Source organism: Collinsella aerofaciens, from assembly GCF_040926405.1.
GTDB lineage: Bacteria > Actinomycetota > Coriobacteriia > Coriobacteriales > Coriobacteriaceae > Collinsella.
The window spans coordinates 16,812-41,904 of record NZ_JBCOIG010000020.1 but is presented as its reverse complement, the minus strand read 5'-3'; the positions used below and the strand labels follow the sequence as shown (position 1 = coordinate 41,904).

21 protein-coding genes are annotated in these 25,093 nt (G+C 57.5%); 7 read left to right on the top strand and 14 right to left on the bottom strand.

All coding sequences use genetic code 11. The features are described 5' to 3' along the window. The 8 genes from AB5758_RS07690 to AB5758_RS07655 all read right to left on the bottom strand — a co-directional run. The coding region (locus tag AB5758_RS07690) for a C39 family peptidase (protein ID WP_368141439.1) at nucleotides 1-2,075 on the bottom strand (2,075 nt) is incomplete at its 3' end. A 100-nt stretch (nucleotides 2,076-2,175) separates the two neighbouring features. Further along, nucleotides 2,176-3,909 carry a GH25 family lysozyme gene (locus AB5758_RS07685; RefSeq protein WP_368141440.1) on the bottom strand — a complete coding sequence of 578 codons (1,734 nt, stop codon included), beginning with the start codon at nucleotides 3,907-3,909 and terminating at the stop codon, nucleotides 2,176-2,178. Between the two features lie 262 nt (nucleotides 3,910-4,171). After that, nucleotides 4,172-6,382, bottom strand: a complete 2,211-nt coding sequence (locus AB5758_RS07680; protein ID WP_368155475.1) for an N-acetylmuramoyl-L-alanine amidase family protein — start codon at nucleotides 6,380-6,382, stop codon at nucleotides 4,172-4,174. An 80-nt stretch (nucleotides 6,383-6,462) separates the two neighbouring features. Continuing rightward, nucleotides 6,463-7,728 (bottom strand): cell wall-binding repeat-containing protein, encoded by a 1,266-nt coding sequence (locus AB5758_RS07675; RefSeq protein WP_368155473.1) that lies wholly within the window; start codon nucleotides 7,726-7,728, stop codon nucleotides 6,463-6,465. 484 nt (nucleotides 7,729-8,212) lie between these two features. Continuing rightward, nucleotides 8,213-9,280 carry a glycosyltransferase family 2 protein gene (locus AB5758_RS07670; protein WP_368141443.1) on the bottom strand — a complete coding sequence of 356 codons (1,068 nt, stop codon included), beginning with the start codon at nucleotides 9,278-9,280 and terminating at the stop codon, nucleotides 8,213-8,215. Nucleotides 9,281-9,292: 12 nt separating this feature from the next. Further along, entirely contained in the window at nucleotides 9,293-10,411 is a 1,119-nt protein-coding gene (locus AB5758_RS07665) for a glycosyltransferase family 2 protein (protein ID WP_195234479.1), read from the bottom strand. A gap of 74 nt (nucleotides 10,412-10,485) precedes the next feature. Then, nucleotides 10,486-11,526 (bottom strand): glycosyltransferase family 2 protein, encoded by a 1,041-nt coding sequence (locus tag AB5758_RS07660; protein WP_195645312.1) that lies wholly within the window; start codon nucleotides 11,524-11,526, stop codon nucleotides 10,486-10,488. A gap of 6 nt (nucleotides 11,527-11,532) precedes the next feature. Beyond that, nucleotides 11,533-12,636 carry a glycosyltransferase gene (locus tag AB5758_RS07655; RefSeq protein ID WP_368141444.1) on the bottom strand — a complete coding sequence of 368 codons (1,104 nt, stop codon included), beginning with the start codon at nucleotides 12,634-12,636 and terminating at the stop codon, nucleotides 11,533-11,535. A 256-nt stretch (nucleotides 12,637-12,892) separates the two neighbouring features. Between AB5758_RS07655 and AB5758_RS07650 the strand changes: the two genes are divergently transcribed. Continuing rightward, complete coding sequence (locus tag AB5758_RS07650) at nucleotides 12,893-13,912, top strand: glycosyltransferase (RefSeq protein ID WP_368141445.1); 1,020 nt, start codon at nucleotides 12,893-12,895, stop codon at nucleotides 13,910-13,912. 24 nt (nucleotides 13,913-13,936) lie between these two features. Here the strand turns inward: AB5758_RS07650 and AB5758_RS07645 are convergent, their stop codons facing one another. Then, complete coding sequence (locus AB5758_RS07645; RefSeq protein WP_229030456.1) at nucleotides 13,937-15,595, bottom strand: AAA family ATPase; 1,659 nt, start codon at nucleotides 15,593-15,595, stop codon at nucleotides 13,937-13,939. A gap of 55 nt (nucleotides 15,596-15,650) precedes the next feature. Between AB5758_RS07645 and AB5758_RS07640 the strand changes: the two genes are divergently transcribed. Next, on the top strand, nucleotides 15,651-15,827 hold the full coding sequence (locus tag AB5758_RS07640; protein ID WP_368155477.1) for a hypothetical protein: 177 nt from the start codon (nucleotides 15,651-15,653) through the stop codon (nucleotides 15,825-15,827). A gap of 108 nt (nucleotides 15,828-15,935) precedes the next feature. On the opposite strand, the gene AB5758_RS07635 is transcribed toward AB5758_RS07640, so the two are convergent. The 4 genes from AB5758_RS07635 to AB5758_RS07620 form a co-directional block, all read right to left on the bottom strand. Next, the gene (locus AB5758_RS07635; protein WP_161145064.1) at nucleotides 15,936-17,714 is read right to left on the bottom strand and encodes a VgrG-related protein; all 1,779 of its coding nucleotides are present in this window, start codon (nucleotides 17,712-17,714) and stop codon (nucleotides 15,936-15,938) included. Nucleotides 17,715-17,842: 128 nt separating this feature from the next. After that, nucleotides 17,843-18,262: an HI0074 family nucleotidyltransferase substrate-binding subunit gene (locus AB5758_RS07630; RefSeq protein WP_035138648.1), complete on the bottom strand. Its 420-nt coding sequence runs from the start codon at nucleotides 18,260-18,262 to the stop codon at nucleotides 17,843-17,845. Next, on the bottom strand, nucleotides 18,249-18,536 hold the full coding sequence (locus AB5758_RS07625) for a nucleotidyltransferase family protein (RefSeq protein WP_055252283.1): 288 nt from the start codon (nucleotides 18,534-18,536) through the stop codon (nucleotides 18,249-18,251). The genes AB5758_RS07630 and AB5758_RS07625 overlap by 14 nt, the downstream gene beginning before the upstream one ends. An 8-nt stretch (nucleotides 18,537-18,544) precedes the next feature. Beyond that, entirely contained in the window at nucleotides 18,545-18,976 is a 432-nt protein-coding gene (locus tag AB5758_RS07620) for an RrF2 family transcriptional regulator (RefSeq protein ID WP_161145062.1), read from the bottom strand. A 224-nt stretch (nucleotides 18,977-19,200) separates the two neighbouring features. Between AB5758_RS07620 and sufC the strand changes: the two genes are divergently transcribed. From sufC to sufU, 5 genes are read left to right on the top strand one after another with little or no spacing between them, the layout of a single operon-like run. Then, nucleotides 19,201-20,001, top strand: a complete 801-nt coding sequence (sufC, locus tag AB5758_RS07615; protein ID WP_161145061.1) for a Fe-S cluster assembly ATPase SufC — start codon at nucleotides 19,201-19,203, stop codon at nucleotides 19,999-20,001. Nucleotides 20,002-20,013: 12 nt separating this feature from the next. Next, nucleotides 20,014-21,426, top strand: coding sequence for a Fe-S cluster assembly protein SufB (gene sufB, locus AB5758_RS07610; RefSeq protein WP_195246950.1), 1,413 nt, complete (start codon nucleotides 20,014-20,016; stop codon nucleotides 21,424-21,426). Continuing rightward, nucleotides 21,426-22,697 (top strand): SufB/SufD family protein, encoded by a 1,272-nt coding sequence (locus tag AB5758_RS07605; protein WP_368141446.1) that lies wholly within the window; start codon nucleotides 21,426-21,428, stop codon nucleotides 22,695-22,697. Before sufB ends, AB5758_RS07605 begins: the two co-directional genes overlap by 1 nt. After that, complete coding sequence (locus AB5758_RS07600) at nucleotides 22,694-24,019, top strand: aminotransferase class V-fold PLP-dependent enzyme (RefSeq protein WP_368141447.1); 1,326 nt, start codon at nucleotides 22,694-22,696, stop codon at nucleotides 24,017-24,019. Before AB5758_RS07605 ends, AB5758_RS07600 begins: the two co-directional genes overlap by 4 nt. Beyond that, nucleotides 24,012-24,446, top strand: coding sequence for a Fe-S cluster assembly sulfur transfer protein SufU (sufU, locus tag AB5758_RS07595; RefSeq protein ID WP_117770218.1), 435 nt, complete (start codon nucleotides 24,012-24,014; stop codon nucleotides 24,444-24,446). Before AB5758_RS07600 ends, sufU begins: the two co-directional genes overlap by 8 nt. Before the next feature lie 322 nt (nucleotides 24,447-24,768). Here sufU and AB5758_RS07590 read toward each other — a convergent pair whose 3' ends face one another. Further along, complete coding sequence (locus tag AB5758_RS07590) at nucleotides 24,769-25,023, bottom strand: hypothetical protein (protein ID WP_368155471.1); 255 nt, start codon at nucleotides 25,021-25,023, stop codon at nucleotides 24,769-24,771. Nucleotides 25,024-25,093: the final 70 nt, after the last annotated feature.

Below are 25,093 nucleotides of genomic sequence, written 5' to 3'. Positions count from 1 at the left end.
CCAGATTCTAGGACAGGGGCCGCTTGCGTTTGGCGGTCAGCCGTCGGCGCGCTTACACCAACATTTCCGACGCGATCATTACCGCCCCACAGACCATAGGAATGCCCGTTATACCAACGAGCAGCATAACGGCCCCCTGGCCAACTTCCCCACTCGGTATTCCACATCTCAACAGGTTGACCACAGGTCAGCCTGTTCTTAATGGAAGAAATTGACGAGAAAGAGACGTCTTTTGCCTGCTTGCCACTTCCAGCAGCACGCAGAAAATTATTTCCAGCAATAGTAATCGCAGGGGCGACACATCCCATGAGACCCCCGCTGCTACGCCTCGGGTTGCCATCAAAAGCGGTAACAAAGTTGCCGTTGCTTCCCTTGGGCAAGTAATAATCCGCAATAATCGTCTTACCTAAACCGAAACCATAGTAGTTAAGCAAGTTTGTAAGGGCAACCGACTCACAGCCAGTAGGAAGTTCCGGATACTGCGAATAGCAAGGGACATCGACCCAAGCGCCAACCATTGCGCCGGATGAACTGAACTTGTAGTCAGTAGAGCCGATCCAATACCAACCGTTACTCAACATTACTCCCCCACGTGCGACATCAAGGTAATACCATGTGCCTCCAAGGGAAAGCCATCCCGTTTTCATCGCGCCAGAAGCGGAATCCAGCCAGTACCAGTTGCTGCCATCGTTAAGCCAGCCGGTCGCCATTCGACCATCCGGGTTAAAGTAATACCAAGACCCAGCAATTTGCTGCCACCCAGTCAGAATTACTCCACTAGCAGAACAATAATATCGAGCACCCTGACTCTCAATCCAACCAGTTCTGGCATTACCGTCATCGTCAATCAGCTGGATTCCCGAATCGGTCATGATGCCTTTAAGGTCAATTGCGCCGCTGGATGACGAATGATACATCCAAGACCCATCACCATTTGACCAGCAATTAGCCACCATCTTGCCGGTACTATTAAATATGTATTCACATGATCCGATAGTTTGAACGCCCGTGGTCATAGCATGCGTCGAGGGGTCGAGCCAGTACCATGCACCGCTTAGGCTGAGCCATCCGGAGGCGAGGGCACCGGAGCCCGTCGCGTAGTACCAGGTCCCGCCGTCGAGCACCCATCCGGTCGCCATCGCGCCGGAGGCGCTGAACCAGTACGCTGAGTCGTTGCACGCGTGAAGGCCCGTCACCATGGCGCCGCCCGCGTCGGGGTCGAGCCAGTACCAGGAACCGCCGGTGTAAAGCCAGCCGGTCGAGGCGATGCCGTTCGCAAACCAGTACCAGGAGCCGTCGACGAGGCCCCATCCGTTAAGGGGGCCGCAGCTGCCGAAGTAGCGGCGGACGCCCTGCGCATCGGTCTGGTAGCCCGTCAGCATGGCCCCCGTCCGGGCGTCGAAGCAGTAGGGCACGCCGCCGACGGATACGGGGCCGCGCGCCAGCGCGCCGGAGCCCGTCGCGTAGTACCAGGTACCGCCGTCGAGGAGCCATCCGGTAGCCATCGCACCGGACGCATTAAACCAGTACAGTGAGCCGTTGCACTCGTGAAAGCCCGTCACCATGGCGTGCGTCGAGGGGTCAAGCCAGTACCACGTACCGTTTAGGTTGAGCCAGCCGGAGGCGAGGGCGCCGGAGCCCGTCGCGTAGTACCAGGTGCCGCCGCCGAGCACCCACCCGGTCGCCATCGCGCCGGAGCCGTCAAACCAGTACGCGGAGCCATTGCACTCATGGAGCCCGATGGCCATGGCATGCGTCGAGGGGTCGAGCCAGTACCAGGCCCCATTGGTATAGAGCCAGCCAGAATGCAGCGAGACCGGATTAACTGAATCCACATAGAACCAGTTACCGTCAAACGAATTCCAACCCTGATTCCATTTAACGGATTCTTGAGCAGACCCATCATTGATTGAATCGGAAGAATTAAGAGTCGAGGAGACAGATCGCTGCTCAGAAACAGCGGGGATGGATGAGCTTATGGAGTCCGCATTCGCGATATCAACCACACCGGGCCCAGCGAGCAGTAGAGTCAAAAGAATAATTAGGGTTAATGTAATTCGCTTTTTCTTTGCCATGCGTAGCCCCCGGTAGTAACCAATTTTTACATAAACATAGTCTACAAATGGATAGCTAAGAGCAATATGTAATTAGAAAAAAGCAATTAAAGAAGAGTTGCTAGCCGAGCCAAGCACCATTATTAGCAAAAGAGTATTTCACCCCATCGATTTCTTGAACACCCGTAGTCATAGCGTGCGTCGAGGGGTCAAGCCAGTACCAGGCGCCGCCGAGATAGGCCCAGCCGGAGGCCAGCGCGCCGGAGCCCGTCGCGTAGTACCAGGTTCCGCTGTCAAGCAACCATCCGGTCGCCATCGCTCCGGAGGCGTTGAACCAGTACGCAGAGCCGTTGCATGCGTGCAGGCCCGTTGCCATGGCGCGCGTCAAGGGGTCGAGCCAGTACCACGTACCGTTTAGGTTGAGCCAGCCGGAGGCGAGGGCGCCGGAGCCAGTCGCGTAGTACCAGGTCCCGCCGTCGAGCACCCAGCCGGTCGCCATGGCGCCGGAGGCGTTGAACCAGTACGCTGCGCCGTTACACACATGGAGGCCCGTCGCCATGGCGCCGCCCGCGTCGGGGTCGAGCCAGTACCAGGAACCGCCGGTGTAAAGCCAGCCGGTCGAGGCGATGCCGTTCGCAAACCAGTACCAGGAGCCGTCGACGAGGCCCCAGCCGTTAAGGGGGCCGCAGCTGCCGAAGTAGCGGCGGACGCCCCGCGCGTCCGTCTGGTAGCCCGTCAGCATGGCCCCCGTCCGGGCGTCGAAGCAGTAGGGCACGCCGCCGACGGATACGGGGCCGCGCGCCAGCGCGCCGGAGCCCGTCGCGTAGTACCAGGTGCCGCCGTCGAGGACCCATCCGGTCGCCATGGCGCCGGACGAATTAAACCAGTACAGGGAGCCGTTGCACTCGTGGAGCCCGGTAGCCATGGCGCCGCCCGCGTCGGGCTCGAGCCAGTACCACGTGCCACTCTGAAACAACCATCCGGTATACGCCTTGCCGTTGGAGGCTGCATAATACCAGGTGCTGTCAATTAGTTGCCAATGATAAAGAGAGACATCAACATACGCGTAGTTCATATCAACGTTGCCGTTGATTCCAGGGATTTTTCCGTTGCTCTTATACTGCCAAAAACTGTAATTACCGGTATAGTCACATTGCGAGTTATATTGAGCAATCCAATGATCCCAAGAGCTACTCTTAAAAACAGAGTCAGTCAAAATGTTGTTAAACCAATTTAAATTTGCATAAATACCAGGCTCATATCCTGCGGCAGAAATCCTATTACAAAAAACCTGCGCCCTCGATGCAATTCCGGTTTGACGTCCATTTGCAATTATCGAGTTATCCTCAAGATCGTAATACACCGGCAATCTTGGATTATGCCCAGAAAGGCAATTGATCACCATTGATGCCTCATCGGCTGCCTGCTGATTATCAAAAGCATATGAATAGATATAGACGCCGTAGGGAATTCCGAGTCGCTCGCACTCAGAAATATTTCGATTAAATTGATAGTCAACTCGACCGCCCCAAGATGGAGCGCCAAATCCAACACGCAGAATAGCGAAATCGATACCAGAAGCCTTAACAGCATTCCAGTCAATACGTCCTTGATGCTCACTGACATCGATACCCTGCGCCGTAGCCCCATCGGGAAGAATGTCCATGGACAATAAGGCTATTCCATCTTCATCGGAAGAAGCATCCTCTGCGACCAATTGCCCATCCTCATAACGCCAGGAATTCTCAACTAGGGACCGCGCAGCTTCCGCGTTCGAGGGAAAAACAAACACAGAAATGGGCGCAAGGACAATCAGCACCAACAATGCCGAAAATAACTTAAGATGTTTGCTCATGTAAACCTCGTCATTCGTTCTTGTTTGCGTCTAGCTTACAGCATGGCTGTGAAAGATTCCCGAACATCCAACTGGACAAGGTGCCATCTAGGACGACAAATAACTGCACGCAATACCACAATGTAAACAAGAACTTCCCAGCAGGGTGAAACCAAGGACTCCTAGTCCCTACTCTTTGCCCAAAGAATGCCGACATCAGTTAGCTTTCAAACCAGATGTCAAAAAGGCAGGGAGCCCAGAGAGTCCCCTACAACTCGGAATTCTAACGAATCAATATTACTTTCGATGGACCCAAAGCAGTCAAACCAGAAATACGGTTTCCATAACCGTCACTATGCCAAAACAAGTTTTCGCTCGGCGAATTGCCCCAGAAAAAGCCAATGTGACTATCGTCCGCATATGGGTTGTAAGGATTGAAGAACACAATGTCCCCCTTACGAGCCAAACCGCTACGTAGCAACTCATCAATAGAGTTGAAATAAGTCACGTTTGCGCACGTATCGATAGCGTAGCCGTACCAACGATAAGCGTTAACGCAGCCGCCCCTTCCGGGACCACCACTCCAAGGGGAATGGCTCTGCTCGGCGGCAATTGGAGCTAAATTCCCGCCCGCTTTCATATATGCATGCGATACAAATCCGCCGCAGTTCATACCGGTATACCCGTCCCAACGAGGATCACCCTTTGGATACATGCATGTTTCTTGGCTAAGATGCGTATCATAGCGTGTTCCACGGTAATAGCCATCGTTCTCGTGGCTCATAAGCCAATTGACCAGGCTGGACCTATTAACCCCTAAAACAGAACCAGACGTATTCAACCATGCACCACTTGCATTGAAGTAATAGTCAACACCATCGATTTTCAGCCACCCGTTAGCAAACATGGCGCCCGAAGGCTGGAGCCAGTACCACGTACCGCCGTCATTAAGCCATCCAGTTTTCATCTTGAATGTGGAAGGGTCCATCCAATACCACGCACCGTTGACATATTGCCAACCAGACTTAAGGACACCATTGGAAGATGCGTAGTACCAAGTATTGCCACTTTCGCCAGAAGCGTCTTTCGACAAAATCCAACCAGACGCCACGTTAATGGCACCATTCGCATCCGCATAGAAAACCGAGTCTCCAATATGAATGATACCCGGCAACGAAGACGAGTCGACGCAGCCCGATGCCACAGGGGACCCGTCGGGTGCAATAGGCAATGGATCATTCAACGCACCAGAAGAATCCGCCCATGACATCCCGTCGCTCAAGTTGATCCAACACGAAGAAGCCATCGCGCCGGAGCCAAAAGAATAATAGCGCGTGTCGCCTACCGTATATTCACCAGTGCGCATTGCGCCGGATACGTCATCAAGGTAATACCAGGCGCTTCCGGACTTTATCCATCGTCCTCGTTGAATAGCTCCGCTTGATGCGGCGTAATACCAAGTACCATCAGCAAGTGCCCAGCCTGTTGCCATGGCACCTGAGCTCGTAAGGAAATAGGTGGACGAGCCCACTTGAACAAAGCCCGTAGACATAACATGGCTTCCTGGATCCAGGTAATACCAAGAATTCCCCAGAAGTAACCAGCCTCCATGCAGCAAACCGTTGGAGTCAGCGTAATACCAGTTGTTGTCAATAAGCGCCCACTGGGAGGAGAGCATGGCCCCTGAACTGTTAAAGATATAAGGGGTGCCATTACATTCTTTCAACCCGGTGGCCATAGAACCGTCTGCAGGATCAAGCCAGTACCAACGACCCCCATCCGAGAGCCAACCTTTTACCAGGGGGCCAGAGCCGGAGAAATAGTGCCAAACGAAAGCATCAAGATGCCATCCGATAAGCATCGCACCAGAAGAAGAGAATCCATACGTGGCTCCCCCGATCTGCAGCATCGAGTCGTGGACCATCTTGCCTTCATCATCCAGCCAATACCAGTTGCTGCCGTCTGAAAGCCAGCCTTTTACCATGGCGCCAGAACCGGAGAAATAACGCCAAGCAGAAGTGGAGCCCGTAGAATCTAGGTACCAGCCGACACGCATTGCGCCCGAAGAGGAGAAGGCATACGTCGCACCCCCGACTTGAACCAACCCATCCTGAGCCATTCGACCTTCGTCGTCGAACCAGTACCAGCTACCGTTTATATGTCTCCAAGAAGAAACAGCGATTGTTCCGTCAGACAAGCCCCAACGCCAAAAACCAGCCCCCTCTTCGGGCGATATCCACCCCTGATGCCAAATAATTTGATTTGAATCCTCAGAAGGGGTCTCATTATCCACCTGAGAGTTCTGCTCGACGGCAAAGGTCGATTCGCGATGAGCATCAACGCCTGACTCGACAGAAGCAATAGCAACGTTAGATGCGGGACCTTCGTCAGTGTTATTCAAATCAAGGGCGTATAACATCGAGGGCGAACCCAAAAGGAGCCCCAAAGAAACAAGGCCCGAAAAGACCAGCACCTCGAATGAGCATTTCTTCATAGCAGCACGGTATCCAATCACGCAGCGACCCCGTCACCTCAGGGCAACGGGGCCTCAATCAAAACTAGCTCAGTAATGTACTAGCCAATTTGCTGGCAGTTTTTGCACTCTCGTGAAGCGCCACGCCTCTGGGCCTCCTGGATAGAGATCTGCGAATAGCCCTTTGCGTCCTTGCCAACGGTACGGCACTTATGCGTATGGTAAACATGGCTACCGCTCTTGTACCAAACTAAACCGTAGCCCGGAATCCACTTGCCGTCCTCGCCGACATAGTAGGAGCCAACCCAGGCATTCGTAGCCATGGCACCGGAAGACTGGAGGTAGTAGTCGCCGACCCAGGCGTCGTGGGCCATAGCGCCGGAACCGCTAAAGTAGTACCAGGCGCCGCCGACCTGACGCCAGCCGGTGGCCATCGCGCCGGAATCGTCGAACCAGTACCAAACTCCACCAACGTTAGCCCAAGAGTTAGAGGCCATAGCGCCCGAACCTCCGAGCCAATACCACGTGCCGCCATTGCTTAGCCAGCCGGTTGCCATGGCGCCCGAACCGCTCGCATAGTACCAAGAGCCGCCTGCCAAGAACCACCCAGTGGCCATTGTACCGGAGTCGCCGAACCAGTACCAGGAGCCGCCGAGGCTGCGCCAGCTGTTAGCGACCATGGCGCCCGAGCCGTCGAGGTAGAACCACGTACCGCCGATGTTGAGCCAGCCAGTGACCATCGCACCGGAGGCATTAGTGTAGTACCAGGTACCCGAATCGTTGATCCAGCCAGTCAGCATGACCCCAGATTCGTTGAAATAGTACCAAGCCCCGCCGAGATTATGCCAACCGGTCAATAGCTCACCGTCGGAGGTCGCATAGGACCACTTTCCGTAGATGGAGTCGTAGAACCAGCCACTATGCTGCATGCGGCCATCGGCGTTGGCACCAGGGGTGTTCAGGAAGTAGTTCTTGCCGTCAATCTGAACTCGGCCGTATGCCATATCATGGCTTTCGGGGTAGAAGTAGTACTTGTCCCCACCGATAGACTGCCAGCCCGAAACTGCGGTCCCGTCAGCATCAAAATAGTACCAGACAGCTTCGTAATCCTTATGCCACTGGTTCGTGACCATGGCGCCAGTCTCGGGATCGAAATAGCGAAGGTTGCCGTCCTCGAACCGAACGAGTCCGGTCTGCATTAAACCATCTTTGTTGAAATAGTATGTACCTGCGGGACGTGATATAACTCCAGAAGGATCGGTCCGCGAGGCGCTCTTATCGATAGAATTTAAGCCTACTAGAAAATCTCTGTGAGCAGTCCCCCCGGCATTGCACTCGACGCTATACCGCGTAAGAGGGCCAGACATCTGTTCATTTTGAGTGCCGTTCCAACCGTCATATCCCCAGTAAGAAATCGGACGGTTATCACCAACGCACCATTCCGTGGGCTCGTCTACCGAGGCGCTACCCCCTCCAACACCGCCAATAAGTCCTGCTTTTGCGGTCAATGGAGCGCAAGTAAGGCAGGCAGTTGCAAATGCGGCCAAACCGAAAGCCTTTAGCCCGCGCCATCTCCTTCGAACGTCTTTCATAGAACATCCTTTCCACGAATCCGGCGGAATCTATATGTTATTTTTAAACTAGCAACTGGTGAATTCAAGCGTTTTAAAGTCAGAGACCGAAATATATATTTGACTAGCCCCATTAGCATTCGCATTCAAATGTAGACAGGGCACCGCTCTACCCGAGACAAGAAGGCCCACCCAGCAAAACGCGCGGGCAGGCCACAGCAACAAGCAAAACGCAACGACGACGATGGTTTAACTAGACAACAGACATGGCCGCTCCGATCTACACATCTCTCTTTCCCAGGATATTCGCGGCCAGGCGTTTGCACGCCCGAAGGAACCCAGACCTCAAAACGTCGTAATCGAACATGAGCCTCCTGCACGCACGGGCGCTGGGCGCCTTGTTGGCAAGCGCTGCGCGGAATATGGCAGCAACAGAAGGAGCACATTGCGCAAGCGCAGCATCGCTCCCCACAGCGGAACCAGCGAGCACCGTAGATACAGCATCGAATACTTTGCCGCAGCCCGTACCCAGCAACCTGATTGCATCGTACAGCACCAAATCACATAGAAAGTATGCCAGGTCATCGGCATGCTGCGCGTCAAGGTCATCGCGATGCCAGTCAGCTAACACCGCGGAGTAAATCTTCACGTGCTCCAGCAGACGTGTTTCGTCATCGTAGCGCATGGTGTCCATGAGCGAGCCCTTGCGCGCCACACGGTAGTCATACAATTTATTCGAAATCAGCGTTGTTTTTCGCGAACGACCATATATCGCCATTTCGAAAACTTGATCTTCACCATAGCTGATAGATTCATCGAACTGAATAGCGTTATTCGCCAGAAAATCACGTCTGCAGGCAGTCCGCCACACAAAGGGACGCGAATTCTCTTTAAACAATAATTCGAAACTATATCCATGAAAAGAAACGTCCCGTGGACTCAAAACCTGGTTAAGCCACGGATACCCCGCCTCCAGCGGATACGGATTCGCGCCAAAGGTCAAAACGTCGCAGTCCTCGCGCTCAAAGGCATCGACGATCACGCGGCATGCATCGGGCGTGAACCGATCATCGGAATCCAAAAACGCGACGATAGGCGCCGTGGACGCAGCAATGCCTGCATTACGGGCGCTCGACAGGCCGCCGTTCTCCTTATCGACCAGGGTAAAGCGCGCGTCCTTTTCGCAATAGGCAGCCGCAATATCGCGCGAACCATCCGGCGAGCCATCGTTGACCAGCACGCCCTCCCAATCGGGCATGTCCTGCGCAAGCAGGGAGTCCAGGCACCAGGCCAGGCACTCCTCCACCTTATAGATGGGAACGACAACGGAAATCTTGGGGGTAGTCATAGCCAAGTGCTCCTACTGTGCGGCCGGCACGTCATCGGGATGCGGATTATCGCCGTAGGTGCGCTGATACGTCAGCACGCGCCAGACCAGCGGCAGGCCGCCAATCTTAAAGTAGTGCTTAAACGTATTGAGCTTGCCGGGCTTCTTAAAGTCAAAGCGCGAATCGATATAAGCACGGGGCGACTTGACCATCAGGCGCAAGTCGGTCTCGCCGCGCGGATCGAACAGCGACAGATCAAAGCGACCGGCATCCCAATCGGCCTTGAGCTCGGGCGAAGCCTTCTCCCAAAACTGCTCGCGCAGCTCATCGACCAGACGCTCGTCATTCCAGCGATACGTATCGACCTTCATGCGCATTAAAATGCCCTGGAGCTGAACCTTGAGCTCGGGACGTTCATCCAAAAAGCGCTGCATCTCGGCGTATTCGTCGCACACGCAAAATACCTTGTTGGGCGAATTAACTGAGCTCTTCTCGTTGTCTTGGCGATAGCACAAAATGGGGTCCGCGATAAACGCTGCACGCTCGGCGCATGCCCAAACCTTAAAGTTAAAGCCTGCGTCCTGATACGAGGCGCCCGGCGTGGGAAGGAACCGAATCTGATTGTCGTTGAGGAACTCGCGCCGATAGATGGCCGACCAAATGGAAGGTTTGCGGTAGAAGATGCCCGGGCGATCGACGGGGCGATACGCGGCGCCCGTCATATACTCGCCGATGATCCCAAACAGCTCACGGCGCTCGCTGGGCGTGGACCAATACAGATAAAAGTCGCCCTTTACCACATCGGCATGCTCAGCATCGGCCTTGGCGACCAGCTTTTGGAGCGAATCCTCAAACATAAAGTCGTCGGACTCAAGAATGCCCACGTACTCACCGCGCGCCATCTCCAGACCGCGGTTCATCGAGTCGCCGTAGCCGCTGTTGGCTTTGTCGATCATCTTTACACGGGGGTCGCGCTCCATGTACTCGCGGATGATATCCGGCGAGCTATCGGTGGAACCGTCATTGATACAGATGATCTCGATGTCCTTGAGCGTCTGCGCCACGGCGGAATCGAGGCACTCGCGCAGATAGCGCTCGACATTGCAAATGGGGACAAGCAGCGAAACTTTAGGGGTATCAGAGTTCTGCAAGAGAACCTCCTGTTGAATAGCGTGTAACAGGGTTATTTTAGCAGCCGGGTTGCGGCGGGCGGCAGCGCTTGGAATTAGATAAAGCGCTCCAGACAGGCTTTGAGACCGCGAGTCGAAAGATAGAACAGCGTGGCGTCTGCCATCGAAACGCCCGAGGTCGCCGCAACGAGCTTGTGGGCAACACGGCGAACGGCGCCCTTAGCAGGCATATCCGCCCACGCCGTTCCCAAAAACGTCGTGAGATCCATGTTGACGCGAGCCGCCACGCGATGGAAACCATCGGCATCCAAGCGCGCCAGGTCGAACACAATTAGGTCTAAAAACCAAGTTATCAGCTCGCCGGGGCACAGGTCCAAAAGACCGTAGGCCGCCCAGTCCTCCAAGACCTCCTCGAGCATCCTCATGTGGGCGTCAAGCTTTTTGGCGCGAGCATCGGCACTGTTGAACTCGTGCGTCGCCGATTCACTCTCCATCACGTAGTGGTAGAACTTGTCCGGCATGACGACGGTCTTGCGGGCAAGCGCATAAGCCGCAAATTGGAAGACGACGTCCTCGCCCAAAGCCAAACCGGGGGCGAAGCGAATGCCTTCGCGATTGAGCAGCTCGCGCGAAAAAGCCGCACGGCAGGCATAGGGCTGCGCATTCGAATGGAACAGCAGTTGGGGATCACGGGCGCCGAAGGTACCGGCTTTGGGGCTCATGAGTTGCTGGACGCGTTTGGGGGCAGCATCGACGGGTTCACAGACACCGCCAAAAACGGCAGCCTCGGCATCTGCAGACTCCATGGCATGCAGCACACGCTCGACCGTCTGGGCATCGATGTAATCGTCGGCGTCCACAAAAAAGACGGTCTCGCCCACGGCGGCATCGATACCGGCATTTCGAGCACACGAGACGCCCGCGTTTTCCTGGTCAATCACCAGTACGTGATCGTCGGCCTGCGCGATCTGGCGCAACACGTTCAACGAATCATCAGTCGAACCGTCGTTGACGCAGACAACCTGAATCGAGCGCTCGGACTGGGCCAACAGCGAATCGAGACATCGCTGAATGGAGTGCGCAGAGTTGTAAACGGGGACGACAATGGTAGCTTTAGGACACGAGGCCTCTCCCATGCCGACCTACCCCCTCAGCGATTCGATGAGGAAGGCAGCAACCACGCCTGGGCCTCCAACCGAGGCGTAATACTTAGCACGCCCCAAGGCACCATCCGTCGCAAAACTCGGGTGCTCGTCAACCCAGCCCTCAGGATCTTTGAGGATGGCAGCGAGATTTGCGCGCTTCCACGGCTTGAGGTCGTCAAGCGAAAAGTCCCCGGCGTCCAAGGCCGCCTGAAATTCCTTGGCCATCTGCACCAGGAACTCCTTATAGAACTTAGGCGCCAGGCGCACGTAGTTCCACATGTACGAATCGTACTTAATGAGCTGATTGAACTTGAGCATGCGCGCGACATCGACGCTTGCGTGGTCGTGGGCATAATCCTCTCGAATCCAACGCTCAATCTCGGCATACTCGGTATTGACGCAAAAGACCTTAGCCGAAGAATTGACCGAGGAATTCTCGTTGTCCTGGCGATACGACAACACGGCATCATGCAGGTAAACAGCCTTATCGGCGCACGCGATCACCTTAAAGGCGAATGACGTGTCCTGAAAGGATGCCCCCGGAGTCGGCAGGAACTTAATGCCGTTGCGCTCAAGAAAATCACGACGGTACACGGCCGACCAAATCGACGGCTTTTGCTTAAAGAACTGCGTCGTATCGCTCGGGTGTACCGACTTGCCGCAGTCCTTGGCTTTAAACATCTCGTGCAGCGAACGGCGCTCCTCGGGCTTAGACCAGTAGAAATCAAAGTTCGCCTTCGCAAAGTCGGAATTATTGCTTTCGGCGGTCGAGACAAGCTTTTCAAGTGCGTCGGGCGCCATAAAGTCATCGGACTCCAAGATGCCAACGTACTTGCCACGTGCCATGTCCAGTCCGTGGTTCATCGAGTCGCCGTAGCCGCTGTTGGCCTTGTCGATCATCTTGACGCGCCCATCGCGCTCCATATACTCGCGGATAATCGCCGGCGAGTTGTCGGTCGACCCGTCGTTAATGCAGATGATCTCAATATCCTTGAGCGTCTGCGCCAGGGCGGAATCGAGGCACTCGCGCAGGTAGCGCTGAACATTGTAAATGGGAATAAGCAGCGACAGAACAGGGCTGTCAGAGGCGTTAGTAGACAAATGTGCTCCTTAGGAAATACCTGTCGTTTCATGGTATCAAAGGGTCAGCGCGCCAGCGGGCGTTTATATAATCTATGGAGCCTCTTGCGGGCAAAGCAGCCCCACGTCATGCGGCGGGCCCATGGCAGGTTCCTGCGTTTTATTCAAAGCTTGCCGCTAAGGTGCGCCGAGCCTTTACAATAGGACAGTCCCAAGGACGTATTCGATAGCTTCCGTGCAGCGCTCGCCCGCCGCGCGTGAAAGGATATATTGCCCCATGCCTTCAACCCTTCCCGCCCCCATCGACAAGCTCGCCATCGTCGTCGTTACGTACAAGCGCCAGGAACTCCTGGCCAACTTGTTCGACTCCATGACCGAGCTCACGGCCGCGCCTTGGCGCATCGTGATTGTCGATAACGAGAATTCACGCGAGACCGAGGCCATGTGCGCCGCATTCAACGAGCGCCTGGCCAACCTGTGGGGCATCGACACCGAGCAGCCCGACGCGCAGGGCGGCACCGACCGTGTCATCTACGCCCCGCAGCTCGAAAACGGCGGCGGTGCGGGCGGCTTCTCCGCCGGCACCAAATGCGCCTACGACCTGGGCGCCCAGTGGTTCTGGGTCATGGACGACGACGTGCTCGTCATCCCCGAAGGCATCGAGCGCTTGGCCAAGTGGACCGACCGCTACGACGTCATCCAGGGTTCGCGCCTGGACTTTGACGGCGGCGCCTTCTTTTGGCAGTACCAGCTCATCCTTTCACTTGGCATCCCTAACCCCATCGCTAAGTGGGATCTGGGTCCCGAGGGCTACCGCACCATGAACCAGCTGTGCTTTGAGGGCGGCATGTTCTCGCGCCGCGTGGTCGACAAGATTGGCCTGCCCGATGCGCGCTTCTTTATCTACGGCGACGATGCCTGCTACGGCTACGTGGCCAGCCAACACTTCCCCGCCGCCGTTGTTGCCGACGTGGTGCTCAAGCGCGCCCGCGCCGTCTCTAACTGGGATATCGCCGGCAAGCGCCAGCTCAACTCCACGAGCGACACCAACCGCTACTACATCATGCGCAACCGAGGCTTCCTCGCTCGCTATATGCAGATCTACGGTGACTACCACCCCATGCTGTTCCGCCTGGGCAATGCCGCGACCTTCTGCAAGGAATTCATTCGCCTGGCCGCGGTCGACAAGTGCTTTAAGACCGGCATTCCGGCGCTGCGTCGAGGCATGAAGGACGCCCGCAAGATCATCAAGGATCCCAACTGGAAGCCCATGCCGCCCATGAAGGACACCGAGTAACGGAAGCCGGAAACACCTCGGCGCTTAAAGCCGCTGGCACACCGTAGCCACATGCTGCCCATCAAAACCGAACCCCCAGCGCATACGACCCACGCCGGGGCGTGGTACACGGATTTCGTCGATGCCGTCGCGCTCTATGTCGAGTAGCGACTGCACGGCCAGCAATTCCAACCCCAGCGCATCCACATCGGGGTCATACATCATGTTGATCGTTATCAGCGGACGTTCATCGAGCATACCGATCGTATCGGCTATGTCAAACACGGCGCCCGTAGGAAAAACCTGGATGTCCCAGCGATCCGCGCCACACTTTCGCCTCGAAGCAGGATTGGCATAGCCCGGCAATCCAAAGCAGAGTCCTTGCAAGAGTAGGTGATATGGCAGCGGTGTATCTGGGTCGGTCGCACCGATTCCCGCATCTCCCAAGATGCGGCTTAGCGCCCGCCTCACGGTGTCCTCGTTCCCATGGCACAGCCCGTCGCGAAACGCATCGACGTCTCGAATGTCTTCGGCAGCGCACTCAAACCACTCAACAATCACTAGACGCAAGGCCTGGCGAAGCTCTTTATTGGGCAATCGCAAAGCACGGAGACGATCGCCATGCTCTGGCTCCTCAGTCATATCCGTCGTGAGAAAACCAGACAGATACAGCGCTGTCCACATGCTATCGTCAGGCGAGACATCTGGCTCTGCAGTGCCCAAACAAAGCGGGACCTCAGCACACCCATGGGCCTCGAGCAAATCAAACAAGACCGAAAGGCGGTCGAGATTCCACCCGGCAACTACCCTACTCAGGCAATCCGCATACCCATACAAATCGGCGCGTACAGGCGCCGTGCAGCCTCGGTCCAGAAAACCGATCGCACGCGCCGGACTCGAGCAATAGACCCTACCAAACCGATATCCCTCGAGCCATTCACGCGCATCATCCAGGTATTCCTCGCGCCCAGCATGATTCAACAGAGCCTGAACCTCGGCATCCGAAAAGCCGAACCAACGGTCACACCAGGTCGAAAGCGGCGTCGTCAGACAATACGAGCAGCCATGCAAAGAAAGCGCCGCTTCAGCAGGACGGGGACACTCCCCCATCAGACACGTCAGCCGCAACGAATCGCCCGCAGTGGCAATGGCCTCGAAAAGCACGCGATCAAATAGATCCGCCGAATCGGCGCCGGAAGCGCCCCTCGCGCTCGCACGGCCCAACCACGCCGCGTCGTACCCATCAACGAGCAATACAACCTGCTCATCGCAGGCCATCTCCAGCAGCTCTATGAGCACACCGAGCACCGAGTCAACCTCGTCCGCGCTCGCCACGCCGCGCGCGACGCGTTCGATGTGACGCACCTTATCTCGAGCTAAATCCGGAGCCCCCAAGAGCGCCAACAAGCGAGCGCACTCGCCCGAAAGGACATCGCGCACGACACCGGCAACAGCGGGGCCACGCCTCGTAGCGCCAGAAAAGTCCAGCGATATCACCGGATAGCAAGCATACTCATCCCGATAACGCCCGCCGCCTGCATCCCAAATCTGAGCATCGGCAAACGAGCTCCGACCGGCGCGACCGACCGCAGGACGCTCCAGAAAAGCCCTGAGCATCGACAAGTTCATGCTCTTGCCAAAACCCTCGGGTCGACAGCACACCACAACGGACGCGTCGCAGTCCAACACATCGGCAATAAACATGGTCTTGTCAACCAGCACGCAGCAACCAAGGGCCTCCGCATAGCCGTGTATGCCAATGGGCAAAACCGCATCGTCGGCACAGCCGATCAAGCGCACGCCAAAGCCAGCAGCACAATCAACATTTGCCTGTTCAGACACCAAAACGTTCCCCCTAAATCGCAGCACGATGCCAATTGTAATGACCGCATCGCATGTACCGATGTCGCCGCGCGAACATATCGGGCAACGGTAGTCACAAGAGGTGTGAGGGGGCACAACTAATCGTTGCACAACAAAACGGGGCCCGACGCATTCGCACCGGACCCCGTCCCGATTCTTTAGTTATCTGGCAACCGAGAGGCTACTCCTCCGAGCCGTCCTCCCCAGAAGCCTTCTTCTGCTGATCGAGCTTATGCTTACCACTTACGATAGACGTAGCGCCCAGTGTGGCCAAGCTCGCGCTGGCAAGGCTCGCCATCACAATCAGATCGCCCGTCTTGGGCATGTTGCCGCCCGAGGACTTGGTAGTTGTAGTCGTCGTGGTCGTGGTGGTCACCGTTTTGGAGTCATTTTGCTCCTGGACTTGGTTGTCAGCACCGCTCTTGTCGTCGTCTTCGGACTGTTTCTTTTCGCCCTCGGTCTTGCTCTCGTCCTTCTTCTGAGCGAATTTGTCGTCCTTCTCCTCAGGGCTAGAACCCTTATCGGATTCGGTCTTCTCGGAAGCCTTGTCCTTGGAGTCGCCCTTTGAGGCTTCGGTCTTTTCCGTGGAAGCCTGATCAGAGTTGTCCTTGTTCTGGGTCGAACCGTTATTGACGCCAGCCATCAGCGAAGAGCCCAGCGTAGAACCAAGCTGCACGGAGAAAGAGGGCTTCTTGTCCGGCGAAGCAACGGGAGCGTCCGGTGCCTTATTCAAGTCGTCCTTGGAAGCATCGGAATCAGGGGTTGCGTCAGAGCCAGAGCCATTGTTAGAGCCGATGCCAACGGACGAATCGCTCGAGCCGGTGGATGAGTTAGAGGAGTCAGCGTCGGTCGAACCAGAGGCGGCGCTGTTCGTATTGCCGGCAGAGTTTGAAGACGAATCGCCCGCAGCAGGGCCGTTCGAATCGGAGCCGTTCGAGGTAGAGCCGTCATTGGTAGTGCCACCAGCAGAGCCATTACCGTCAGCATCGGTCGAGGGCGCATCCATCCTGTCATCGTTGGCATCGTCACTCGAGTCGTCATTCGAATCAGGTGTCGGCGAGGGCGCCGGCGTAGGCTCAGGCTGCACGGGCGTCGCAGCGGCAGCCTCATCCTCGGCGATAAAAACCAAGCAGTCCTTCAGCTCATTTTTATAACGATTCTTCCAGCCCTCATGATACTGGGGCTGACTTGAAAACTTGGTGGCGACATTGTTGACCACGCTATTGGAGAGCGCCATCACAAACTCGCGGTCGGACATATCGTTGGAAAGATTCGCCCAGCGGAAAAAGTCCCTGCAGCCACCAGTGCCGCACATGTTGGTAATGCTCCACACCATGCCCTTGACGCAATCGGCGCGGCCCGAAATATCAATACCCAGGCCGCTCTTGAGCCACGCCTCGGTCACCGCATAGTACGAGTTGTACGCATAGGCATCTTGAAGTGCTGAGAACTCAACAGGATCGGTGTTGTAAGCACCCTGGAAAGCCTCCTGCGCGATACGGCCCAGCTCGGTGAGCTGACCGTTCTCGGACATGGGATTGTTCGCGTTGGAAATCTCGCTGCCGCGATCAATCGCATCCTTGAGCATGCTGTATTTTTCGGGGCTGTAGTTGTAGACCTGCTTCATAAACGGAATGAGCGACCAACGGCGGTCGAACTGGTAATAGCCCAGCGCGTTGTAGCCGTCACCATACGAAAAGCCCTGGTTATAGTTGCCATGGCTCTCATATTTGGTGAAGTACTTCATCTCGGGAGTCACGTTGACAAACGAAACGCCCTGGACCGACCTCAGCACGCCCGAGAAGGACTGTTGGGTGTAAAGGCCCTTATCGATATCGGTGGCATCCGAGGCAACGCCCGGCGTGGGCTCCTCGGCAGCGGCGGGTGCCGGCGCGGAAACGGCGCCAAACGAAAGCGCCAGCGTCAGACCCGCGACAATCGCAGAATGCTTGGGCTGCATAAGATCCTCCCTGCATTGGTGTAGTTAAAGTTCAGTTTGCAAAGATAAAAATAAGTATTGCAGCTCGCCCGTTGTTGCACAACAACCCCTCGGTAAACGGCAACAACCCTCCGCGAAATCTTAAGGAATTAGACAAACTGGTCGTCGGGCGCCAACAGAAGCTCGCCGTAACGTTTCGTCAGCCCGTCTCTCAACTGACAGAAAGCGGGAATATAGACGTTCAAGATGCGCTGAATCAAATCTTGAGCGAGCTTGTTGTCGTAGATATGGACGTTCGTATTGCGGTCTCTGAGCATATCCAGCCAGGCTGCCTCATCAATAAAGTCGTAGAATCGGTAGGACTCCTTCAAGATGGCACGAGGAGACCCCGACGCGGCAAGCGTGGCGCCCTCATACTCGAGCAGACGCTTAAGGAGCTTCCAGCTCAGTTCAAATTGAAGATTGAACTTATTAATCAATCCACTCTGAACAAAATCATTGTTAAGATCCTGATTGGGCGCATCCTCAAGATTCGCCAAGGCGCTGGCAAAGTTCTCATATTTTTTCATACAGAATCACACCATCCCTGGCAATTTCATCGAGCAATTGCTGCGATAAGGGCTCATCGAGATTGACGACATCTACATCTAAAAGAGTATCAAGATGTTCCTCGATCAAATATGAGAAACGGCCGAAATCCCGGCAACCTGCTACGGCGATGTCAATATCGCTCTTGGGCAAGTTGTCGCCTCGAGCACGAGAACCAAACAACACGACCGTCTCGGCGTCACATTCCCGAGCAAAAACTTCGATTTGCTTATACACCTTGTCGAGAGATGCCATTTGCAGCCCTACAGCTTAATGTCAAAGTTGATCTCGGGGACGGCGGCCAGGTCGGCCAACGTCACGCCGTCGACGTACTTTTCGATCACGTCATCCAGACCACGCCAGAACTTGACGGTGGAACACAAGTCACTGCGGGCGCAGCTGTTGTCGATGCCATCGCACGCCACCGGAGCCGTGCTGCCCTCAACGGCACGCAAGATGTCGCCGGCACGCACCTCGGCCGGGTCCTTGCCCATCATGTAGCCGCCGCCCTTGCCACGCACGCTCTTAAGCAGGTCCGCCTTCATAAGCGGACGCACCAGCTGCTCCAGATACTTCTGCGAAATGCGCTCGCGGTCGGCAACCTCGCGCAAGGCAATCTTGCCCTCGGCGTCGCCCAGCGCCGCGATATAGATCATCAGTCGGAGGGCATAGCGGCCCTTGGAAGAAATGAGCATACCTACCCTCCCATCGCATCTGGGACAACATAACCAGGTTTGTTTGTCCCAAATTTAAAGTAAGTGGGACAAACACAACAGGTTATTTTGTCCCAGAATTTGAAAAGTCGAGTGGATTAGTCGGGTTTTCCCTTGACTAACGCCGAACCCATAGTAACTTTATTCCGAGAAGATTCCTAGGGTTTAGTACACCTATGAGTACACCATATACAGAGAGGGACAGCATGAGCGCAAATCCGCTGCTTTCCATCGAAGGTCTGACCGCCTCCGTGGACGAGAAGACCATCCTCCACAACGTCAGCCTCAACGTCGCCGCCGGCGAGACCCACGTGTTGATGGGTCCCAACGGCGCCGGCAAGTCCACCCTCGGCCACCTGGTCATGGGCGACCCCGTCTACACGGTCAACGACGGCCGTATCGTCTTTGACGGCCAGGACATCACCGAGCTCACCACCGACAAGCGCTCGCGCGCCGGCCTGTTCCTGAGCTTCCAAGCACCGGTCGAGATCCCCGGCGTGCCGCTGTCGAGCTTTTTGCGCGCCAGCATCGCCGGCCGCCCCGGCCTGGAGATGAAGGGTAAGGAGTTCCGCCGCCGCGTCAAGGAGCTCGCGGCCGAGCTCAACATGGATACCGCCTACCTCAACCGTGAGCTGGGCGTGGGCTTCTCGGGCGGCGAGAAGAAGAAGGTCGAGATGCTCCAGCTTTTGCTGCTGCAGCCCAAGCTCGCCATCCTGGACGAGACTGACTCCGGCCTGGACGTCGACGCCCTGTCCACCGTCAGCCACGGCATGGACGCGTATCGCAAGAGCTGCGACGGCTCCATGCTCATCATCACGCACAACACGCGCATTTTGGAGCACCTGGATGTCGACCGCGTCCACGTTATGGTCAAGGGCCACATCGTGCGCGAGGACGACGCCTCGCTCATCCCCTGGATCGACAAGAACGGCTTTGAGACCTTCGAGCGCGAGGCCGCCGAGCAGCGCGCCCAGGCCGAGTCTGCCGCTGCCGAGCAGCAGGCGTAAAGGGGCGACGCAATGACCAAGAACCGCACCGAGGTCGCGGACATCGACCGCAGCCTCTACGACTTCACCTATGGCGAGGAGGGATTCGAGCGCCTCGACGCCGGCATCACGCCCGACATCGTGCGCGAGATCAGCGCCAAAAAGGACGAGCCGCAGTGGATGCTCGACCTGCGCCTCAAGTCCCTCGAGATCTTCAATCGTTTTCCCGACCCGACGTGGGGCCCCTCCATCGAGGGCCTGGACATGGACAACATCGTCACCTACGTCAAGCCCAACACCGACCAAAAGCACGACTGGGAGTCGGTGCCCGACGACATCAAGAACACCTTTGAGCGCTTGGGCATCCCCGAGGCCGAGCGCAGCTACCTGGCGGGCGTCGGCGCGCAGTACGACTCCGAGCTGGTCTACCACAACATGCAGGACACGGCGTCCAAGATGGGCATCGTCTACTCCGGTATTGAGGAAGCCCTGCACGATCCGCAGTGGGAGCCGCTCATCCACGAGAAATTCATGACGCTCATCCCGCCCACCGACCACAAGTTTGCGGCCCTGCACGGCGCCGTGTGGTCGGGCGGCTCGTTTGTCTACGTTCCCAAGGGCACCAAGTTGGACTTCCCGCTGCAGAGCTACTTCCGCCTTAACGCCAAGGGCGCCGGCCAGTTTGAGCACACGCTCATCATTGTCGAGGACGATGCCGACCTGCACTTTATCGAGGGCTGCTCCGCACCCAAGTACAACGTGGCCAACCTCCACGCCGGTGCTGTCGAGCTCTTTGTGGGCAAGCGTGCACACCTGCGCTACTCGACCATCGAGAACTGGTCCAAGAACATGTACAACCTCAACACCAAGCGTGCGCGCGTGGACGAGGACGGCGACATCGAGTGGATCAGTGGCTCCTTCGGCAGCCATGTGGGTTATCTCTACCCCATGAGCGTGCTCAACGGCCGCGGCGCCCGCTCGAGCTTTACCGGCATCACCTTTGCCGGCGCCGGCCAGAACCTCGATACCGGCTGTAAGGTCGTACTCAACGCGCCCGAGACCTCGGCAACCGTCGAGACCAAGGGCATCTCCAAGAGCGGCGGCATCCAGACCTTCCGTAGCTCTATCGTGGCCACGCCCAAGGCCGAGGGCTCCAAGGCAACCGTGAGCTGCCAGTCGCTCATGCTCGACGACCAGAGCCGCTCCGACACTATTCCGGCCATGGACATCCGCGCCAAGAACGTCGACATCGGCCACGAGGCCACCATCGGCCGCATCGGCGACGACAAGGTGTTCTACCTGATGAGCCGCGGCATCTCGGAGGAAGAGGCCCGCACCATGATCGTCAACGGCTTTGCCAACCCGGTCTCCAAGGAGCTGCCGCTTGAGTACGCCGTCGAGATGAACAACCTGATCAAGCTCGAGATGGAAGGAGCGATCGGATAATGAACCAGACCACGAACACCGCTGCTACCACCCTTGAGCAGGTCAATGCGATGCCAGCTGCCACTTGGGGTTGGCTGAAGATGAACCAGACCAAGCTCGAGCTCTCTGACGAGCTTGCCGCCGCTCCCACCGAGGCTGTTAAGGTCGAGGGCTTGGACGAGCAGTTCCGCGGCGCTGCCGACGCATTTAACGCCGCCATGGACGCCATGGCCGAGCGCTTCCCCGAGCGCCGCGCCTCCGCCCCCGGCGACGCCGCCGACCGCGCCCGCATCACGCCCGAGACCGAGCTTGACGTGCCCGCCACCTCCATCTACCAGGCCGGTGCCATCAAGCTCGAGGAGGAGCTCTCCCCTGCCGAGGCCTTCGAGACTGGCATGGGCGAGGCTACCTACACCTACTTGGCCGAGCACGCTACCAAGCGCATCGTCATCGATGTGCCCGCATACAAGCACGCCACGGTTACCGTGCGTGTGAGCGGTGTCGATGCCGCCGCGGCCATCGCCGCCATCGACGTCGTCGTCCGTCCGCAGGCAACGCTCGACCTGCAGATCGCCCTGGACTCCCCCGTTGCCGGCGAGGGCGTCGTGGGATCCGTGCTGCGCGTGTGCGCCCACGAGTACGCCACCGTCAACGTGGCCTGCACGCAGACGCTCGACGATAGCTGGATCGCACTCGACGATACCGGCCTGTTCCTGGACGAGGGCGCGCGCGTCAACGTGCAACACACCGTCCTGGGTGCCGGCGCCAGCGCCACCGGCCTTGCCGGCGACCTGCTGGGCGATACCGCCAAGGTCACCATCGATACTGACTACCTTGGCGCCCGTGAGCAGGTGCGCGACTTTAACTACGAGCTGCGCCACCGCGGTCGCAAGACCGAGTGCGAGATCGACGCCAACGGCGTGCTGACCGGCACGTCCAAGAAGGTCTACCGTGGCACCATCGACCTCGTGCACGGCTGCAAGGGTGCCGTCGGCACCGAACGCGAGACGGTGCTCTTGGCCAACAAGGGCGTCGACAACAAGACCATTCCCGTCATTCTCTGCGACGAGGACGACGTCGCCGGCAACCACGGCGCCACCATCGGTCACGTCCGCGACGAGCAGCTGTTCTACCTCGCCTGCCGCGGTCTTGACCAAAACGCCGCCGAGGACCTGTTCATCCGCGCCAAGCTGGAGGACGCCGCGCTTTCCGCCACCGACGAGCGCACCCGCGCCGGCATCGTCCGCCTGGGCAACAACCTGATCGACAACTTTGAAGAGGAGCTCGCATGATCGACACCGAGCACGTTAAATGCGACACCTGTACCGCACCGGAGCCTATGGAGCTCGACGCCAGCGACGAGGCCTCGCGCGGCTGGCCTACCGTCGACATCGAGACCAATCCCTACAAGGCGCAATTCCCGCTTTTCCAGCAGCACCCCGAGATCGCCTTCCTCGATAGCGCCGCCACCGCGCAGCGCCCCGCCTGCGTGCTTGACGCCGAACGCGACTTCTACCAGCGCATGAACGCCAACCCCCTGCGCGGCCTGTACTCGCTGTCCGTCGAGGCAACCGACACCATCGCGAAGGTCCGCCAGCAGATCGCCGACCTCATCGGCGCCTCACAGGCCAACGAGGTCGTCTTCACCCGCAACACGAGCGAGTCGCTCAACCTGGTCGCCAAGAGCTTTGCGCCCACAGTGCTCAAACCGGGCGACGAGGTCGTCATCACCATCATGGAGCACCACTCCAACCTGATTCCGTGGCAGCAGGTCTGCCGCAAGACCGGCGCCAAGCTCGTCTACCTCTACCCCACCAAGACCGGCCAGCTCACCACCGAGGAGGTTCTTGCCAAGGTGGGTCCCAAGACCAAAATTCTGGCCGTGGGTCAGGTTTCTAACGTGCTGGGCGTCGAGAACCCGGTCAAGAACCTCGGCAAACTCGTGCACAAGTACGGCGGCTACCTGGTCGTCGACGGTGCGCAGTCGCTGCCGCACATGCCGGTCGATGTGGCCGACCTGGGCGCCGACTTCTTTGCCTTTAGCGCGCACAAGGCCATGGGCCCCATGGGCATCGGCGTGCTGTGGGGCAAGATGGACCTGCTCAACGCCATGCCGCCCATGCTCACCGGCGGCGAGATGATCGATTCGGTCACCGAGCAGGACGCCGTCTGGGCGCCCGTCCCCGAGAAGTTCGAGGCCGGCACGCAGGACGCCGCCGGCATATTCGCCACGGGTGCGGCACTCGACTACCTGGTCAACACCGTGGGTTACGAGAACATCCAGGCCCGCGAGCAGGCACTCGTCCACTACCTGATGGGCGAACTCATGCAGCTCGACTTTGTCCAGATCATCGGCTCCATCTATTGGGACAACCACCACGGCGTTGTGAGCTTTAACGTCAAGGGCATCCACCCGCACGACGTCGCGAGCATCATGGACATGGACGGCGTCTGCATCCGCGCCGGCCACCACTGCGCGCAGCCGCTGCTTACCTGGCTGGGCGTCGAGAACCTTGCCTGCTGCCGCGCCAGCGTGGCCTTCTACAACGACAAGGCCGACATCGACAAGTTCATCGCCGGCCTGCATCACGTTTGGAGCACGTTCAATGGGTAATCTGTACACCTCCACCACATTTATGGAGCACAACTCGCACCCCGACTATAAGTACGAGATGGATGCTCCCACGCACGAGCACGACGGCATCAACCCCAGCTGCGGCGACGAGCTCACCCTGCAGCTGCGCGTCGAGAACGGCGTGATCGAGGAGGCCTCCTTTACCGGCCACGGCTGCGCCATCAGTCAGGCCAGTGCCGACATCATGGCCGACCTCATCACCGGCGAGACCGTCGAGGAAGCTCACCGCCTGGCAGAGCTCTTCCTCGCCATGATCCGCGGCGAGCAGCTCTCCGAGGAGGACCTGGAAGACCTGGACGAAGCCGCCCAGCTCCAGGACATCTCGCACATGCCCGCCCGCGTCAAGTGCGCCGAGCTCGCCTGGCGCACCCTCGACGGCATGCTCGAGGGGCAAACAAACCAGTAGTTTATGCCCCGAATCCAAGGTTTTTGATTGCCGAGCCGCCCGATACGGGCGGCTCTGTTTTTACCTAATGAGCGCGAACGCACAAAGTCCGCGCGTCCGGCGCCCCGTCTGACATTTGCCACACAGCCAGACGCGAGCACGGGCTTTTTCCACAGCACCAAAGGCCTGCGGCAGGGCCCCGGGCCCGCCAAGCAATGCGCCAAGCCCCGTTCTGCGAAGCTCCGACTCGCTTCGCGCCTGCCGCAGACGGGTCCCATAGGGAGCGGCGTGCATATTTGCGAGTATTCAGCACGCCAAGCTGTGTGTATACGCATCGAAAGCGTTAATCAACGTCTTTAGGCGCATATATATTGTGTTTTAGAACAAGCATCGCGGTCTCAGGGATCACATACATGCGCTTCGGAGGCGCATCGGAAGGCATAAATAGCTTCGGAACCTGTATGTTGCAAGATTGCGGCAGTGCCGACAGCACCACGATGCTGAAAACTCCGTTTTTTGCACGGCGCAGACGGGGGTAGGCACGGGCAAACCCGGACTGAGCTGTTATTTTATGCAAGATGACGATTGTTCTATGCATATTAAGAAGTGCAGTTACCGTACCAAGCTTTTAGAACAATGGTTGTGGCATATGGGCGACCCCAGCTGCG

What these genes read in the sequence shown, in the direction of transcription:
- AB5758_RS07685 (WP_368141440.1), bottom strand. Translation starts at nt 3,909, where the DNA reads ATGAGCAAACATCTTAAGTTATTTTCGGCATTGTTGGTGCTGATTGTC.
- AB5758_RS07680 (WP_368155475.1), bottom strand. Translation starts at nt 6,382, where the DNA reads ATGAAGAAATGCTCATTCGAGGTGCTGGTCTTTTCGGGCCTTGTTTCT.
- AB5758_RS07675 (WP_368155473.1), bottom strand. Translation starts at nt 7,728, where the DNA reads ATGTCTGGCCCTCTTACGCGGTATAGCGTCGAGTGCAATGCCGGGGGG.
- AB5758_RS07670 (WP_368141443.1), bottom strand. Translation starts at nt 9,280, where the DNA reads ATGACTACCCCCAAGATTTCCGTTGTCGTTCCCATCTATAAGGTGGAG.
- AB5758_RS07660 (WP_195645312.1), bottom strand. Translation starts at nt 11,526, where the DNA reads ATGGGAGAGGCCTCGTGTCCTAAAGCTACCATTGTCGTCCCCGTTTAC.
- AB5758_RS07650 (WP_368141445.1), top strand. Translation starts at nt 12,893, where the DNA reads ATGCCTTCAACCCTTCCCGCCCCCATCGACAAGCTCGCCATCGTCGTC.
- AB5758_RS07645 (WP_229030456.1), bottom strand. Translation starts at nt 15,595, where the DNA reads ATGTTTATTGCCGATGTGTTGGACTGCGACGCGTCCGTTGTGGTGTGC.
- AB5758_RS07640 (WP_368155477.1), top strand. Translation starts at nt 15,651, where the DNA reads ATGGGCAAAACCGCATCGTCGGCACAGCCGATCAAGCGCACGCCAAAG.
- AB5758_RS07635 (WP_161145064.1), bottom strand. Translation starts at nt 17,714, where the DNA reads ATGCAGCCCAAGCATTCTGCGATTGTCGCGGGTCTGACGCTGGCGCTT.
- AB5758_RS07630 (WP_035138648.1), bottom strand. Translation starts at nt 18,262, where the DNA reads ATGAAAAAATATGAGAACTTTGCCAGCGCCTTGGCGAATCTTGAGGAT.
- AB5758_RS07625 (WP_055252283.1), bottom strand. Translation starts at nt 18,536, where the DNA reads ATGGCATCTCTCGACAAGGTGTATAAGCAAATCGAAGTTTTTGCTCGG.
- AB5758_RS07620 (WP_161145062.1), bottom strand. Translation starts at nt 18,976, where the DNA reads ATGCTCATTTCTTCCAAGGGCCGCTATGCCCTCCGACTGATGATCTAT.
- sufC (WP_161145061.1), top strand. Translation starts at nt 19,201, where the DNA reads ATGAGCGCAAATCCGCTGCTTTCCATCGAAGGTCTGACCGCCTCCGTG.
- sufB (WP_195246950.1), top strand. Translation starts at nt 20,014, where the DNA reads ATGACCAAGAACCGCACCGAGGTCGCGGACATCGACCGCAGCCTCTAC.
- AB5758_RS07605 (WP_368141446.1), top strand. Translation starts at nt 21,426, where the DNA reads ATGAACCAGACCACGAACACCGCTGCTACCACCCTTGAGCAGGTCAAT.
- AB5758_RS07600 (WP_368141447.1), top strand. Translation starts at nt 22,694, where the DNA reads ATGATCGACACCGAGCACGTTAAATGCGACACCTGTACCGCACCGGAG.
- sufU (WP_117770218.1), top strand. Translation starts at nt 24,012, where the DNA reads ATGGGTAATCTGTACACCTCCACCACATTTATGGAGCACAACTCGCAC.
- AB5758_RS07590 (WP_368155471.1), bottom strand. Translation starts at nt 25,023, where the DNA reads ATGCATAGAACAATCGTCATCTTGCATAAAATAACAGCTCAGTCCGGG.